Origin of the sequence: Arthrobacter sp. lap29 (assembly GCF_032458965.1) — a bacterium.
Lineage (GTDB): Bacteria > Actinomycetota > Actinomycetes > Actinomycetales > Micrococcaceae > Specibacter > Specibacter psychrochitiniphilus.
The window spans coordinates 21,102-37,033 of sequence record NZ_JAUCEK010000012.1 but is presented as its reverse complement, the minus strand read 5'-3'; the positions used below and the strand labels follow the sequence as shown (position 1 = coordinate 37,033).

The window sequence follows — 15,932 nt, the reverse complement described above, 5'->3', positions numbered from 1 at the left end:
CGAGTCCCTTTTAGAGTTGGTTGACGAGGATCGGGATGGTGACCTGGGCGCTTTGCCCACTCAGGGAAGCGGGCATGGTGGCGGCAAGGCTGACTTGGAAACAGAACACTCCGGAACCATTTTTGATGATGTCAACTATTGGTGTTTCGGAGTCTTGGACCCCGTCATAAAGTGTTGCTTGGCTGCACTGGGACAGTGAACTCGCGGTAGCGGTTTTGACGCTCAGATACGGTGCCAGGGATGATCCAGCGGTGTTGCCAATGGTGGGAGTGGAGGTACTGGCCCGGACGGTAAAATCTCCGCCGGCGTTAGTAATATTTTTCACTTCTACCCCCGCATAACTACTTTGCCCCGGGATGATGACGCCCATGGCGGTACTGCTCAATGAAAGTGTGGCTGAGGTGCCGTTGGGCAACGTCATGTCCGTGACTTTACTGGTGTTGGTATCAGTCAAGCTGATCCTAAAATCGGCGGCCTGCACTGTACCGGCGTTGGAGCTAACCGCCTTGTTCCACAGCGCATAGCTCCCCTGGACGGTGAACATTGCCAGCATGACAGCAATCAGCACAAGGCCGGCTGCTTTCAATGCGTTGATGCTCTTCATGGCTGCTTCCATCGGCAGGGGTTGGTGGTGTGCCGGCTACATGCCGGCACACCACCGGGGTCTGGGAGCTTTTGTTACTTGGCGTTGCTAGCTACGGGGGCTTGCTGGACCAAGGAGTAGCCAATGCCGCTGAGGTCTACTGAGGCTTTAGTGGCCGTGCGTCCGGTGGTGGACTTGTTGAAGGTGAAGGTGGTGGAGGCCGTCACAACGCCGCTATCAGCGGGGACCAAGTCTGTAGTGGCGGAAACTACCGTTTTGTCGGCCTTGGTCAAGGTGGTTGCTGAGACGGTGGCATTAGCACCAAAGCCATCTGCTGCAGAGGCGCCGGTTACTGCCAGCCGGGCAACCATCAGGTCACCATCAAGGCTCACAGTCAGGGGCTGCGTGTAGGTCAGTGTGTCACCGGGGACCACATTGTATTTGGCAATGTCAACAACGGTGTTGGAAGCATTGGTCCACACACCGGCGGTAGCAGGAACCAGGTTCAGATCACCGGAAACTACCTTGCCCATGGAGGCGCTCTGCGCTTGGTTCCAGGTAGCCAACGTGCCGCCGCCGCCTACCATCAGGACAATTCCAACACCGGTTGCGATTACGCCTTTTGTCATCTTGTTCATTGCCAGACCCCTTGTTCGTGTTCTTCTTGGCAAGCGTTCCTGCCGATGAGAACTACTCTGCCGTCACCAACTTAAGGAAGGGCACTGGAAATCTGGAAGGTTTGAACAAGTTAGTCTCAAGAACCAAAGATCCGCTCAATGCTCAAGAAAAGCTCAAGAAATGCAGCAGGAGACGCGAATTTCCTATCCGAAAGGCTAGCGCTAAGGCTCACATTTCCCTTGCTTACTTAAGCTTCGCGCAAGTAGTTGCTCAGCAGTGAAAAATCGCCTGATTGTGGCTTTTCCCGCGCTATCGTTAGGTCTAAGAGCGTTGGCATGGAGCCGCACTACACATCAGTCTGGAGGCACGGGAACCCTATGGTCATAATCCAGTTGCCGCTAATGTGCGTAGATACGCTGCTTGATTTACAGGATTCATTAGGTGGCGAAAAGAGTTTGTGCCACGACTTTGTCAGCCGCTATCTGCAAATGTGGCCTGGGCGCTTTGCTCGCATTCATGCCGCTGTGGCAACCGGCAATAACGAGGCCGCCCTTGATGCGGCGTTGAGCCTGAGAAGTTCTTCCGTCATGGTGGGGGCAGCCCGGCTCGGTGAACTCACCACAGACCTCATCCTTCTCTTGGAATCCCACAGCCATGCTTTAGCCATGACAAAACTGGCCACGCTGCAGTCCTGCGGAAATCAAACCGCCGGTCAATTGGCAGACTTCTGCAAGGAATCACACTAAATCCTCATAAGTAAGGGCCCGCCGGGACCAACCAGAAATGGTCGGTCCCGGCGGGCCCTTATTTATACCCGGCACGCGTACCCGGCACGCCTCGCAAGAGAAGCGTTCAAGCTAGCCGAGGCTAGCTGACGTTGGAGGTGTACTCCAGATCGCGGGTTTCTTTCATGATGAACAAGGCAATGAGAGTCAGCACCGCCATTGAGGTGAGGTAGATGCCCACCAGGACGGGGCTTCCATCGGCAGCCTGCCACAGGGCAACGGCAATGAACGGGGCCACGGCGGCACCGAGGATGCTTGCCATGTTGTAGCTGATGGCGGATCCGGTGTAGCGCACGTTCGTGGGGAAGAGCTCGGGCAGTAGCGCACCCATGGGACCAAACGTCAGCCCCATCAAGGTGAAGCCCAGAATCAGCAGCGCCATGACCCCCGCCGTTCCGGCACCCAAGAGCGGCACAAAGGTCAGCCCGAACAGGGCAATTGCCGCGGTGACCCACAGCAAGGTCTTGCGGCGGCCGTACTTCTCGGCCAGCGGGCCGGATACCAGCGTGAAGATGCCGAAGAACACCACACCGATGATGAGCATGATCAGGAATTCATTACGGGTGTAGCCCAGGCCGGGCACCCAGGAGGCAATGGCATCAGCCGTCATGGGCTTGCCGGCTGCTTCCGCCTTCGCCTTAGCAGCTTCAATTGTTGCCGGAGCCGTGCCGTAGGAGAGCGTGAAGGTGGTCATCAAGTAAAACAACACGTACGTGGCCAGCATGACAAAGGTACCCAGGATCAGGGGGCGCCAGCTGGTTTTGAAGACACGGCCCACGGGCAGCTTGGAGACCTCACCCTGGTCAATGACCTTCTGGAATGCCGGTGTCTCAACCAGCTTGAGGCGGACATACAGGCCCACAATGACCATGACGGCACTGAGCAGGAACGGCACGCGCCAGCCCCAGGCCTGGAATTGTTCGGTGCTCAGACCAAAGCTCAACCACAGGAAGATTCCGTTGGCCAGGATAAAGCCGATGGGTGCGCCCAGCTGCGGGAACGTGCCCCAAATGGCGCGTTTTCCTGCGGGTGCGTTCTCCGTGGCCAGCAGTGCCGCGCCACTCCACTCGCCGCCCAGGGCCAGGCCCTGCAGGAAGCGCATCACCACCAACAGTGCCGGTGCCCAAAAAGTCCATCCGGGTACCAGCGCTGTTGGCAGGCAACCAATCAGGAACGTGGCCACACCCATGGTGAGCAGTGACGCCACCAGGGTTCCCTTGCGGCCTACCTTGTCACCGAAGTGGCCAAAGACAATGGAGCCCAGCGGGCGGGCAACAAACGCCACACCGAAGATGGCGAAGGAGCTCAACAGCGCCGTGGCGGGGTCTGCGGTGGGGAAGAACAAGGCAGGGAAAACCAGTACGGCCGCAGTGGCATAGACATAGAAGTCGTAAAACTCAATGGTGGTACCAATGAGACTGGCAATAATGACCCGGCCGCGGCTGTTGACAGGTGGTGTCTCCACGGTCTGCGCGTTGTGGGAGGGGCTCATGAGGTGCTTTCTTTCCGGACTGTGCCGAGTTTGCATACCCGGCGCGGCGATTTCAATTCTTTCAAGCGCTCAATCCTAATCCGATGTCCAACTGATGGACAAGTTCTGCCATTATGTGGACACTTCTGTCAATTGCCTGCCCGGCTTTGGGCACAAAAAAGTACGACGCCGTAAGGTGCCCTTCCACGCGGAGGGAACCTTACGGCGTCGTACTTCAGGTGCAGCGCTTCAGCTGCAGTACTTCAGGGCAGCGCTTCAGCTGCAGGAAGGCTAGAGCTCGTGGGGCAGATCCTCGGGAAGCTGCTCGTCCTCTTCCGGGTGACGGGCAAGGTTCCATAGGGCCAGGCTAAACCCGCCGCCAATGGTCAGCACGGCAATAATCATCATGGTGATGGCTACAGGGGTCATGAATTCACCTCTTTAAGGTTGTTGTCAACATCGCCTTCCGCGTGCGCGGCGGCATTGAATGCTTCGTATTCGGGATCCTTGAGCTTGGACTTCTCGCTCCAGGGAATCAGGGAGAGCAGCAGTGCGCCCACAATCAGGGCACCAGCCATGCCCCAGCCAAACACTCCGTTAAACCAAGCAGGGTAGTCGGAGTACTGTTCGGAACTCTTGGACTGGAGCTCATTGATGAGCAGGTAGCCCAGGACCACCGGCACCACGCCGCCCACCAGAATGCGCCATACGGTACCTACCTTCAGGGTGGAGGTCACATTGAGGTGTTTTTGCAGGCGTGGGAGGCTGCCCAGCCCGGCGGAGATCACAATGATCGCTACCAAGGCGCATGCAAGAATGCCGAACTGGTTCACAAACGCGTCCGAGGTGTCCAGGAGCTGGATGCCCGTGGTGGTGGGGAACAGGATCAAGGAAATCACGGCAATGGGAATGGTGACCACCAGGGTGGCGCCCTTGCGGCTCCAGCCCAATTTGTCCTGGAACGCCGCCACAATGACTTCCAGGATGGAGACCAGTGAGGTCAATCCGGCAAACACCAGCGAACCAAAGAACAGCACGCCTAGAACTGCGCCGAAGGGAGCCTCGGAAACAATGGTGGGGAATGCTACGAACGCCAACCCAATACCGCCGGAGGCCACTTCATCCACGGCCACCCCGGAGGCCACGGACATGAATCCAAGAGCCGCAAAGACGCCGATCCCGGCCAGAAGTTCAAAGCCGGAGTTAGCGAAGGCCACTACCAGGCCGGAGCCAGTTAGATCGGTCTTGCGCTTGAGGTAGGAGGAATACGTGACCATGATGCCAAAGGCCACGGAGAGGGAGAAGAAGATGTGGCCGAAGGCCGCTGCCCAGACACTGGGGTTTTGCAGGGCTGTCCAGTCGGGGGTGAAGAAGGCATTCAAGCCCACCATGGCACCGTCCAAGAACAGCGATTGCACCACCAGGACCACAAACATGACCACCAGCAGCGGCAAGAACACTGCGTTGGCCCGTGAAATGCCCTTGTTCACGCCAGCCACCATGATCACAATGACCACAATCCATACTGCGAGCATGGGGAAGAATACCTTGGAGACGAAGTCAAAGGAGACTCCGGCCGTATCCGCCGTCTGCAGGAAATCGCCAAAGAAGAACCCCTCTGCATCATCTCCCCAGGCCTTTGTCACGGAGAACCACGTATACATGGCAGCCCACGCGATGATCGCGGCGTAGTAGATGGCGATGACAAAGCAGATCAGTACCTGCCACCAGCCAATGGGTTCAGCAGCGCGGTGCAGGCGCCGGTAGGACAACGGGGCTGAGCCGCGGAAGCGGTGGCCAATGGAGTAGTCCAAAAAGAGCAGCGGGATGCCCGCACACAACAGCGCCACCAGGTAAGGGATCAAGAAGGCGCCCCCACCGTTTTCGTAAGCGATGTAGGGGAAACGCCAAATATTGCCCAGACCAACGGCGGAGCCGATCGCTGAGAGGATGAACAGTTTTCGCGAGGAGAAGGTCTCTCGACGGGCCGGAGCAGCCGCTCTACTCCGGCCAGCGGGTGAATTTGTCATGAGGCCACATTAACCCATCCGTGAGCAAGTTTCGTCATTTTGGGAACTACTTGGCGCTCTCAAACGTTCCTGGAGAGCCCAGTGGCACTGCCGCGGCGAGCTCAGCAACCGCAGCTGGAAGCAAGTACTTGCCCGCAAAAATGCAGGTACCACTACTGGTGCCACGGCTTGGGGATTCCCTTACACTCGCTACACAGGGACACCGCTCTGTGCAGGATTGAGGTGGCAGCGATGGCTTCATCGGGCAGTTTAGAATCCTCGGGCTCTGAGCTTTATAGCTCGAATAGACGTGTGAACAAAGCAAGGAGACGGCACCTGCGCAGCGCGGCGGTCACGGTGGCGCTGACGCTGCTTCTGCCACTCGCCGCTTGTTCCTCTAGCCAACGCCCATCACCGCCACTGGCACTGCATGATCCTGGATGTACGGTTGGCTTCCCGCACCGGGAAACGGTTGAGACCAGCGATCCTGGCGAAGTTAAATACCTGAACTATATAGCGGTGTGCAGTAACGAAACTTCCGGGACAATCTCACTGCAGAATTATAGCGAGATGGTGTGGGCTTTCAGTGACTCTTTTCCTGCGCCCCTGATCACGGCAGATAAACGCAGCCCCGAAGTTGCCCTCTTTCACACTACTTTTCCATCCTATTACAGCACCACCTACATGGTTCCGGGAGAAATTGTCACCGTCAACGGCGCAGACCAGAGCCTCTCTTGGGCTATTCACCCGGACCTGAGCGTGGCCTGGACGGGAAGCAGTTTTATTCTCAAGAAGTTCAACGAATACGGTATGGATGCCTTGGATGAAATCATGGCGGAAGGTTCCCCCACGCACCAAGCCTTCTGGGACTGCACTCATGCGCTCTATGACACTGGCGCCCAAGTGCACAAGACCCTCACAACCGTTGACTACGATCCCCTTGAGCAGCTCAAGAACGGCTGGGATCTGAGCAACAGTGCCGGAACGTGTGCCACCTCATGGAAAAGCGCCGCCCGCGAAAGCCGCCAAGCAAAGATACCCCCATGGTCTGCGTTCACGGACGATGCCTACAGGGCGCTGGAACCCGGAGCAGGCCTGAGCACTAAAATGACCGGCTTGAAGGCTGCTGTCGTGGAAACAGGCAAACGGATTTGCCTCGTTCTCAGGGGATGTTAGCGCGCTGCACAACCAGGCAACATCGTTACATGTGCACGTGCAGGCGGCGGGCGGCCTCGGCAATAGAGCCTGAAAGTGAGGGGTACACGGTAAAGGTGTTGGCCAGATCATCCACGTGGAGCTTCTGCGTCACGGCCAAGGCAATGGGGAAGATCAGTTCACAGGCTCCCGCCCCCACAACCACCCCGCCAATGACGGTTCCGGAGCCCTTGCGAGCAATGATCTTAATGAAGCCCTCGTTGACGTTACGCATCTTGGCCCGCGCATTGGTCTGCAGGGAGAGCTTGATGACATCACCTTGATATTTACCGGAGGCCAGATCCGCCTCCGAGACACCCACGGAAGCAATTTCCGGGGAGGTGAAAATATTAGAGGAGACCTGGTTCAGCTTCAAGGGCCGCACGCCGTCGCCGCCCAAGTGGGCCACCGCAATGCGTCCCTGCATGGCGGAGACGGAGGCCAACGCAAAGACACCTGTGCAGTCCCCTGCGGCGTAGACGTTGGGGGCGCTGGTGCGGGAAACGCCGTCAACCTTGATGTGGCCAGTGGGGGTGACTTCCACGCCGGCAGCTTCCAAACCAATATCGGTGGTGTTGGGGATGGAGCCCACGCACACCAGGCAGTGCGTGCCGGTGATCTGCGAGCCGTCTCCCAAGGTGACAATGACGCCGTCGGCAGTGCGCTCCACGGCCTCGGCACGTGACTGGGACAGCACGCGCAGCCCGCGGCGGGCAAAGACGTCTTCCAGAACTGCGGCGGCGTCGGAGTCCTCACCGGGGAGGACCTGGTCACGGCTGGAAATCAAGGTGACTTTGGAGCCCAGGCCATTGAAGCCGGAAGCGAATTCGGCTCCGGTCACACCGGAACCCACCACAATGAGCTCTTCGGGGAGTTCCTCAAGGTTATAGATCTGAGTCCAGTTCAGGATCCGTTCCCCGTCAGGCTGTGCCGTGGCCAGCTCGCGGGGGTGGGCGCCAACGGCCACGAGGATGGCGTCCGCTTTGATGATTTCCTTGGTCTCGCCGCGGTCAACTTCAATGGTGCGGTTATCCAGCAACCGGCCGGTGCCAATGATGATTTTGACACCCACTGCTTCGAGTCCGCGGCGAATATCAGTGGACTGCTCACGGGCCAGGCGCATCACGCGCTCATTAATTTGCTTGAGATCGGCCTTCATAGCGGCTTTGGGGTTGCCGTCGGTGGCATTAAAACTGACACCGAGCTCGGTGGAGTCAATGCTGCGGTTCATGGCTTCAGCCGCGGCAATCAGCGTCTTGGAGGGAACCACATCGGTGAGGACCGCGGAGCCTCCCATTCCGGCGCGTTCCACAATGGTCACCTGGGAGCCCATGGACGCTGCCACCATGGCGGCTTCATATCCGCCGGGTCCACCGCCAAGAATAGCGAGGCGGGGAAGGGCAAAGGGCTTGAAGACATCCTGATTGCTGGTCACAGTTCTCAATTCTCGCCTATCGGTGCGTAGGCACCAACTTTGCCCCGATTAAGTGGTGCAACACACAGTGCGGAACGTGTCCCTTCCGCCCCATGAACTTCTGACAGTGTTATGCGGCTGAGGTGTTGTGCAGGACGTTGGCCCGCCTCTGCGGTTATGTTTGATGCATGAATCCTTCACAGACTTCCGGCTCCCCCGCACTCTTAGCTGCCGAGGCGGCCCACTACATTGCCCGCGCAACGGGTGTCCCCCAGCATGATGTGGCTGTGGTGCTCGGTTCCGGGTGGGGCGGTGCGGCGAATCTCATTGGTGAGGTCACCGCAACCGTTGATGCCGCAGAGGTCCCCGGCTTCCACGCCCCCTCCGTTCCCGGGCATGTGGCCACCCTGAGCTCCATCCGCACCCCTGATGGCAAGAACGTGCTCATCCTGGGCGCCCGTACGCACTTTTATGAGGGCAAGGGTGTGCGTGCCGTGGTGCATGGCATCCGTACGGCCGCTGCCACCGGCGCCAAAACCGTGGTGCTGACCAATGGTTGCGGCGGTCTGAACCCGGACTGGACCCCCGGTACTCCCGTGCTCATTAGCGATCACATCAACTTGACGGCGTCCTCCCCGCTGGAGGGTGCCACGTTCGTTGACCTCACGGATCTGTACTCCGCCCGGCTGCGTGCCCTGGCACGCGAGGTGGACCCGTCCTTGTCCGAAGGCGTCTACGCCCAGTTCACGGGCCCGCACTACGAGACCCCGGCAGAAGTGCAGTACGCCAAGCGGATTGGCGCCGATCTGGTGGGCATGTCCACCGCGTTGGAAGCCATTGCCGCCCGCGCCGCCGGCATGGAGGTGTTTGGCATCTCCTTGGTGACTAATCTTGCCGCTGGTATTAGCTCCCAGCCGCTCTCACACGAGGAAGTCTTGGAAGCCGGGGCCGCTGCCGGGCCGCGTATTTCGGCTCTTTTGGCCGCCATCATTGCCAAGCTCTAGGGCAAAAGCTGTGGGTGCGGTTACATTTGGGGTGTGAGACACGCACAGGAAAGCCCCACAGAGTCCTCGGCAGCCAACGAGCTAGCCGCACTGCAGGCAGCTGCCCAGCAATGGGCAGCGCATGATCCCGATGCCGGAACAGCCGCGCAACTGCAGTCCTTAATCAATGATCCCAACGGGGCGGCCGAGCTGGCGGACAGCTTCGATGGCAACCTCCAGTTCGGCACGGCCGGGCTGCGCGCCACCATGGGTCCGGGCCCCAACCGGATGAACCGGATGGTGGTGCGCCGCGCAGCCGCAGGAGTTGCCGCCCACCTTCTGGCCCTGGCAGAGCAGCCCTTAGAAACCGGGCAGTCCACGGAAATGAAGCAGCCCTTAGAGGCTGAGCATCCCACACAGGAGATGGACAGCGCCGTCGCCTCCCCCGAGGCCAATCCCACCGAGGCCAGCCAAACCACCGCCGTCACTAGCCCCTACCGGCCGCGGGCGGTGGTGGGCTTTGACGCCCGCTACAACTCGCGTGATTTTGCCCAGGAAACCGCGGCGATCTTTACCGCAGCAGGCATTGAGACCTTTATTCTGCCAACACCCCTGCCAACCCCGGTTCTGGCCTATGCCGTCCGGGCGCTGGAGTGTGAGGCGGGGATCATGGTCACGGCCAGCCACAACCCGGCCCAGGACAACGGCTACAAGGTGTATCTGGGCGGGCGTGCGGTGGCTCCAGAGGCCCGCGGCGTCCAAATCGTGGCACCTCATGATGCCTTGATCGCCACGCAGATCAGCCACGTCTCAGACACCGCCTCTTTCGGCGACACCTCCGGGATTGCCATGGCTGAGGGTGGCTGGAACGTGCTCGGTGAAGACTTTGTTGACGGCTACCGGGCGGCCGTTGCCGGGTTGGCTGATCCCGCCACGTTCCCGGCACGTCAATTGCGCATTGTGCACACCTCCATGCACGGTGTGGGTGATGAGATGGCCCGCGCCGTCTTCACCTCGGCAGGGTTCACAGACCTTCACGCCGTCCCCGAACAAGCAGCCCCTAATCCGGACTTCCCCACAGTTTCCTTCCCCAACCCAGAGGAGGAAGGGGCCATGGACATGGCCTTCGCCTTGGCGAAGGAAGTGGGCGCAGACCTTGTAATAGCCAATGATCCGGACGCGGACAGGGTGGCCGTGGGCGCCCTAGATCCGGCCACCGGAGAATGGCACCAATTCCATGGCGATCAGGTAGGCGCCTTGCTCGGGAGCCACCTGGTGTCCAGAGGTGGCCGTCTGCAGGCAACTCAGAGCGGTGCAGGGGCCCCCGTCTACGCAAACTCGATAGTTTCTTCGAGGCTGTTGGCCAAGATTGCCGCTACTGCCGGGTATGAGCATGTGCGGACCCTGACGGGCTTCAAATGGATCTCCCGCGTTCAGGGCCTGGGCTTCGGATACGAGGAAGCGCTGGGGTACTGCGTAGCCCCGGAGCTGGTCAGAGATAAGGACGGCATTTCCGCTGGGCTGCTGATTGCTGAAATGGCAGCCGGGCTCAAGGCTGTTGGACGGACACTTTTTGATGTTCTGGACATTCTTGCGTTAGCTCACGGGCTCCACGCGAGTACCCAGATCAGCATCAGGGTAGAAGATCCCGCCGGCATCAAGAACATGATGGCCACCTTGCGGGAGCAACCGCCAACGGTGCTTGATGGCTCTGCCGTGATAGAACTGACCGATTTGGCCCTGGGCTCGGCAGATCTTCCCGCCACGGACGGTCTGGCTTATCTGACGGAGAATGACACCCGCGTCATCGTCCGTCCCAGCGGCACCGAGCCCAAGCTCAAATGCTATTTGGAAGTGGTGGTTCCCGTCTCCGGGCACCACAAACTCCAACCGGCCAGGGAAGAAGCGCAACGTGCGCTGGCCACCGTGGTCCAAGAGATCAAAGGTGCCTTGGGACTTGCGGACCTCTAACACCAGCTACCACAGCATCTGCCACAGCGGCGAGCCTGATTACCGCGCGCCGCTGTGGCAGGATAGTCAAACACAATTGCCCATGGGAGGATTGCCAGCATGACATCCAACAGCCCTTTCCCCGCCGAATCCGGCGACGAACTAGCTCGCTACATTGACCACACACTCTTGGCTCCTGACGCCAGCCAGGCAGACGTTCTGCGGCTGTGCAAAGAAGCCGCTGAATACCACTTCAAAGCCGTTTGCATCAACCCCGTGTGGGTAGAAACAGCCAAGAAGGCCTTGCTGGGCACGGGTGTGCTGACGTGCACCGTGGTGGGTTTCCCCCTCGGCACCCACAACACCGATGTGAAGGTTTTTGAGGCCCGCGGCGCCACCATGGACGGTGCAGATGAGGTGGACATGGTGATTAATATCGCCTCAGCCCGCGCACTGGACAAGGCGGCTCTGGTCTCGGATATTTCCGCCGTGGCCGAGGTGGTCCATGAGGGCGATTCACTGCTGAAGGTCATCATTGAGACGGCTATGCTCAGCGATGACGAGAAGGTTCTGGCTTGCCAGGCAGCACTCGAAGCCGGCGCAGATTTCGTGAAGACTTCCACCGGCTTCAATGGCGGCGGCGCAACCACCCAAGATGTTGCCCTGATGCGTAAAACCGTGGGTTCAGAGATGGGCGTGAAGGCCTCAGGTGGCGTTCGAACACGTGAAAAGGCCCTGGAAATGATTGAAGCCGGTGCCACCCGCATTGGTACCAGCTCAGGTATTGCCATCGTCACCGGCGCTGTGGGCACCAGCTCTTACTAATTCGTACTAAGATCGTGGGTAGATCATCAGCGCCGGCACCCCGGTGCACCCACTCAGCTCCCCGGTCTCGGGGTCAGGAGGAACCGTGTCCAATAACGCTTACCGCGGCGAAAATAGCCTGGTGCAGTCCGTCGTTCTGTTCGTCATTTTCTTTGCCTTGTTCCTTGGCGGCATTTTTGCCTTCTCCTACTGGAGCCTTGAGAGCTTTGCGCATGCCTTTGTGCCGGCTGGCGTTGGCATTGGCCTGTGCGCACTGGCAATCTTTGTCCCCGTGACCATCATGGGCCGCTCGGACTCCGCAGGAGAATAATCCCGCGTATAACGAACCCGCAGTAATCGGTGCAAGCTGACTACTGCGGGTTTGTTGTTTAATCAGTTCACGGACTCAAGTACGACGCCGGGAGGAACCTTGCGTTTCTCCCGCCCCCAGGTGCCGCTAGGGTGAGGACAACGTCTCCGGCGTCACCTCAAAGATTGCCTCGAGGACGCCCTCCGCCCACCTGAGCACCTCAGCATCGGCCAGGTCCCGGCCACCGATCCTGGCGGTCTTCGGCTTCGGGATCAGCACCGAGTTCAGCGCTGGCTTCACCATGGCGCCCGGATACATGCGGGTCAGGCGCATCTGCTTTGACTCCGGCAGATCTGCGGGGGCAAACTTGATGAAGTTCCCCTGCAGCGCCACGTCGGAGAGGCCGGCGGCACGGGCCAGCACCTTGAACTGCGCCACGGCAATCAAGTTCACGGCAGCGGGCGGTAGTTCACCGTAACGGTCAATGAGTTCTTCTTGGACCTCGTTGATGGCTGCCACCGTGACGGCAGCAGCCAGCTTGCGGTAAGCCTCTAATCGGAGCCTCTCCCCCGGTACGTAATCGTGGGGCAGGTGTGCGTTGACGGGCAGCTCTATCTTCATCTCGGCTGCCCGCTCTTCACCCTCGCCGCGGAAATCTGCCACAGCCTCGCCCACGAGGCGGATGTACAAGTCGAAGCCAACACCTTGGATGTGGCCCGATTGTTCCCCGCCCAGCAGGTTTCCGGCGCCGCGAATCTCCAGGTCCTTCATGGCCAGGGCCATGCCAGCACCGAGCTCGTTGTGTGCCGCAACCGCCTTCAAACGTTCCAGCGCAACTTCGCCGAGGGGCTTATCGGCCGGGTACAGGAAGTAGGCGTAGGCACGTTCACGGCCGCGGCCCACCCGCCCGCGCAGCTGGTGCAGCTGTGAGAGGCCGTAGTTGTTGGCCTGCTCCACAATCAGCGTGTTGGCGTTGGAGATATCCAGGCCTGTCTCAATGATGGTGGTGCACACCAACACGTCAAAGCGCTTCTCCCAGAAGTCCACAATGATTTGCTCCAGCCGGGACTCGGACATCTGCCCGTGCGCCACAGCCACGCGGGCGTCAGGCACTAGCTGTTGGATGTGTGCGGCGGTGCGCTCAATTGATTTAACTCGGTTGTGCACATAAAAGACCTGGCCCTCGCGCATGAGCTCACGGCGGATCGCGGCACCCACCTGCTTGTCACTGTGCGCACCCACGTAGGTCAGCACGGGGTGACGCTCCTCAGGCGGGGTGGCCAGGGTGGAGGTTTCACGGATCCCTGTCATGGACATTTCCAGTGTGCGTGGGATGGGTGTGGCGCTCATGGCCAGCACGTCCACGTTGGTGCGCATCTTCTTCAACGCTTCCTTGTGCTCCACACCGAAGCGCTGTTCCTCATCAACAATGACTAGGCCCAGGTCCTTGAACGCAAAATCTTTGGAGAGTAGCCGGTGCGTGCCGATGACCACGTCCACGGAACCATTCTTTACACCCTCAACAATCTCCTTGGACTCCTTCGCGCTCTGGAAGCGTGAGAGCGGAGCCACCCTTATAGGGAAGCCGGAAAAACGTTCGTTGAATGTTTCGTAGTGCTGCTGCGCCAACAGCGTTGTGGGCACTAAAATGGCTACCTGTTTGCCGTCCTGCACCGCTTTGAAGGCGGCCCGGACCGCGATCTCGGTCTTTCCGTAGCCCACATCTCCGGAGATCAGCCGGTCCATGGGGACTTCCTTTTCCATGTCCGCCTTGACCTCGTTGATGGCCACCAGCTGGTCGGGTGTCTCAACGTAAGGGAAGGCCTCCTCCAGCTCGGCCTGCCACGGGGTGTCTGGGCCGAAGGCGTGCCCGCGGCTGGCCATGCGCGCCGAATACAGCCGGATCAGCTCCCCAGCAATTTCCTTGACGGCTTTGCGTGCCTTGGACTTCGTGGCGGCCCAGTCAGAGCCACCCATCTTCGACAACGCCGGCCCATCCCCGCCCACATAGGCGGTCACTTGGTCTAGCTGGTCGGTAGGTACAAATAGCCTGTCCCCCGGAGCACCGCGTTTGGAAGGGGCATATTCAAGCACCAGATATTCGCGCAGCCCGGCCGCACCGCCAACACCTGCTCCGGCAACTTTGCGCTGGATCAGCTCCACGAACTTGCCCACACCGTGCTGCTCGTGGACCACATAGTCCCCGGCCTCTAGCTGGAGCGGGTCAACTGCGTTGCGCCGCTTGGAGGGCATCTTGCGCATGTCCCGGGTAGAGACCGCGGAGGCACGCCCCAACAGGTCTGCCTCGGTTAGCAGGCCCATTTTTAGGGAGTCCAGAACAAATCCGCGCCCGGTGTCCGCGGTGGTCACTTCAATGATGCCCGGCTGCGGTTCGGCGTCTAGGGATTCCACGCGTGAAGCCGGGATGTTAGCTTCGTGGAATAGCTCGGCCAGGCGCTGTGCTGGGCCGGGGCCCTGGGTGGCCACCACAATCCGCCACTGGTTCTTGACCCGGGAGCCAATGAACTCCATCATCTCCGCCACATCCCCCCGGTAACCACGGGGTTCGCGAGCGTGCAGGTTCAGCACATCGGTACTGACCTCTAGCTCCTCATCCTGAGCCAGAGAGCCTAAGGTCCACCAGCTCAGACCGTGCCTGAGGGCTCCTTCGCGGGTTTGCGCCAGCGATTTAAAGCCTGCAGAGGCTAGATCCACACCGCCGGCGCCCCCGCTGGCCTGGCTCAGATCTAGTGGGGCGTTGCCGCCTTCGGAGGCCGTGGACCAGGCTGCTTCCAAGAATTCCTCGTTGGTGGATTCCAGATCATGGGCCCTGGCACTGACTTTTTCAGGATCCAAAACTACTGCGATGGATGCTGGCGGCAACAGTGAGGACAAGGGCACCATTGCATCAACGAGGGCCGGGGCCAGTGATTCCATGCCTTCCACTGCAATGCCGCCGGCAATCTTTTCCAGCATGGCCGCGGCTCCCGGCATGGCGTCCTTGAGCTTGGCCGCACGGCTCATGACAGTGGGGGTGATGAGAATTTCCCGGCAGGGAGGTGCGTAGAGTTCGCCCGGGTGTGTGATCCCGCTGCTGGAAGTCAGGGTACGTTGGTCGGCGATGCTGAACCAACGCATGGATTCAACCTCGTCGCCAAAGAACTCCACACGGATCGGGTGGTTGTCAGTGGGCGGGAAAACATCGATGATGCCGCCGCGCACGGCAAATTCTCCACGGCGCGTGACCATGTCAACCCGTGCGTAGGCCGCCTCTGACAGAGATTTAATGAGGGTGTTGAAGGGAATTTCGTCCCCCACTTTGACCCGCACTGGAGCCAGTTCACCCAGGCCGGCCACCAGCGGCTGGACTACAGCACGGATGGGTGCCACCACTACGCGCAGGTGTTCACCGGAATCGTGCTCGGGATGAGCCAGGCGGCGCAGGACTGAAAGCCGGCGGCCCACGGTGTCCGAGCGTGGTGAAAGGCGCTCGTGCGGGAGGGTTTCCCAGCTGGGGAATTCGGCCACAGCCGCATCGGGAAGGTAGGAGCGTAGGGCGGCAACGGTGTCCTCCGCCTCCCGGCCCGTGGCGGTCACGGCAAGGACAATGCCGGGGCGTTCGGCAGAGGAGGAACTGGCGGCCAAACCATCGGCAACCTCGGCCAGGAGCACCGCGCACATGCCAGCGGGAGCACTGAAGGCCAGGTCACTGCTGCGTGTGGCGGGGTTGGCAGCCGCATAGCTGCGTACCCGGGAGAAGAGTGGATCGGCTGACAGTGCGCTCCGCAACCCTGCAAGGCTCATGCGTGGT

General features: G+C 60.1%; 13 protein-coding genes. 6 read left to right on the top strand and 7 right to left on the bottom strand.

Annotated features, from left to right (window positions below; translation table 11 throughout):
• Positions 1-10: 10 nt before the first annotated feature.
• Both RY113_RS16940 and RY113_RS16935 read right to left on the bottom strand, forming a co-directional pair.
• Positions 11-604 carry a hypothetical protein gene (locus RY113_RS16940; protein ID WP_315915558.1) on the bottom strand — a complete coding sequence of 198 codons (594 nt, stop codon included), beginning with the start codon at positions 602-604 and terminating at the stop codon, positions 11-13.
• Positions 605-678: 74 nt separating this feature from the next.
• A complete protein-coding gene (locus RY113_RS16935; RefSeq protein WP_315915556.1) occupies positions 679-1,221 on the bottom strand; it encodes an alternate-type signal peptide domain-containing protein in 543 nt (180 codons plus the stop codon).
• A gap of 504 nt (positions 1,222-1,725) precedes the next feature.
• Between RY113_RS16935 and RY113_RS16930 the strand changes: the two genes are divergently transcribed.
• Positions 1,726-1,947, top strand: coding sequence for a hypothetical protein (locus RY113_RS16930; RefSeq protein WP_315915554.1), 222 nt, complete (start codon positions 1,726-1,728; stop codon positions 1,945-1,947).
• A 121-nt stretch (positions 1,948-2,068) separates the two neighbouring features.
• Here the strand turns inward: RY113_RS16930 and RY113_RS16925 are convergent, their stop codons facing one another.
• The 3 genes from RY113_RS16925 to RY113_RS16915 form a co-directional block, all read right to left on the bottom strand.
• On the bottom strand, positions 2,069-3,478 hold the full coding sequence (locus tag RY113_RS16925) for an MFS transporter (protein WP_315915553.1): 1,410 nt from the start codon (positions 3,476-3,478) through the stop codon (positions 2,069-2,071).
• 270 nt (positions 3,479-3,748) lie between these two features.
• Complete coding sequence (locus RY113_RS16920; RefSeq protein ID WP_315915552.1) at positions 3,749-3,886, bottom strand: MetS family NSS transporter small subunit; 138 nt, start codon at positions 3,884-3,886, stop codon at positions 3,749-3,751.
• Complete coding sequence (locus RY113_RS16915; protein WP_110104553.1) at positions 3,883-5,487, bottom strand: sodium-dependent transporter; 1,605 nt, start codon at positions 5,485-5,487, stop codon at positions 3,883-3,885. The genes RY113_RS16920 and RY113_RS16915 overlap by 4 nt, the downstream gene beginning before the upstream one ends.
• 291 nt (positions 5,488-5,778) lie before the next feature.
• On the opposite strand from RY113_RS16915, the gene RY113_RS16910 reads away from it, so the two are divergent.
• Positions 5,779-6,642, top strand: a complete 864-nt coding sequence (locus tag RY113_RS16910) for a hypothetical protein (RefSeq protein ID WP_315915551.1) — start codon at positions 5,779-5,781, stop codon at positions 6,640-6,642.
• A 25-nt stretch (positions 6,643-6,667) separates the two neighbouring features.
• Here the strand turns inward: RY113_RS16910 and RY113_RS16905 are convergent, their stop codons facing one another.
• Positions 6,668-8,104, bottom strand: coding sequence for an NAD(P)H-quinone dehydrogenase (locus RY113_RS16905; protein WP_396334258.1), 1,437 nt, complete (start codon positions 8,102-8,104; stop codon positions 6,668-6,670).
• 158 nt (positions 8,105-8,262) lie between these two features.
• Here RY113_RS16905 and RY113_RS16900 point away from each other — a divergent pair, with 158 nt between their 5' ends.
• From RY113_RS16900 to RY113_RS16885, 4 genes are all read left to right on the top strand, one after another.
• The gene (locus RY113_RS16900) at positions 8,263-9,078 is read left to right on the top strand and encodes a purine-nucleoside phosphorylase (RefSeq protein WP_110104556.1); all 816 of its coding nucleotides are present in this window, start codon (positions 8,263-8,265) and stop codon (positions 9,076-9,078) included.
• 33 nt (positions 9,079-9,111) lie between these two features.
• Positions 9,112-11,028, top strand: coding sequence for a phospho-sugar mutase (locus tag RY113_RS16895; protein WP_396334257.1), 1,917 nt, complete (start codon positions 9,112-9,114; stop codon positions 11,026-11,028).
• Between the two features lie 99 nt (positions 11,029-11,127).
• The gene (gene deoC, locus RY113_RS16890) at positions 11,128-11,832 is read left to right on the top strand and encodes a deoxyribose-phosphate aldolase (protein ID WP_110104557.1); all 705 of its coding nucleotides are present in this window, start codon (positions 11,128-11,130) and stop codon (positions 11,830-11,832) included.
• 85 nt (positions 11,833-11,917) lie between these two features.
• Entirely contained in the window at positions 11,918-12,142 is a 225-nt protein-coding gene (locus RY113_RS16885) for a hypothetical protein (RefSeq protein WP_110104558.1), read from the top strand.
• Between the two features lie 126 nt (positions 12,143-12,268).
• On the opposite strand, the gene mfd is transcribed toward RY113_RS16885, so the two are convergent.
• On the bottom strand, positions 12,269-15,925 hold the full coding sequence (mfd, locus tag RY113_RS16880; protein ID WP_315915549.1) for a transcription-repair coupling factor: 3,657 nt from the start codon (positions 15,923-15,925) through the stop codon (positions 12,269-12,271).
• Positions 15,926-15,932 lie beyond the last annotated feature (7 nt).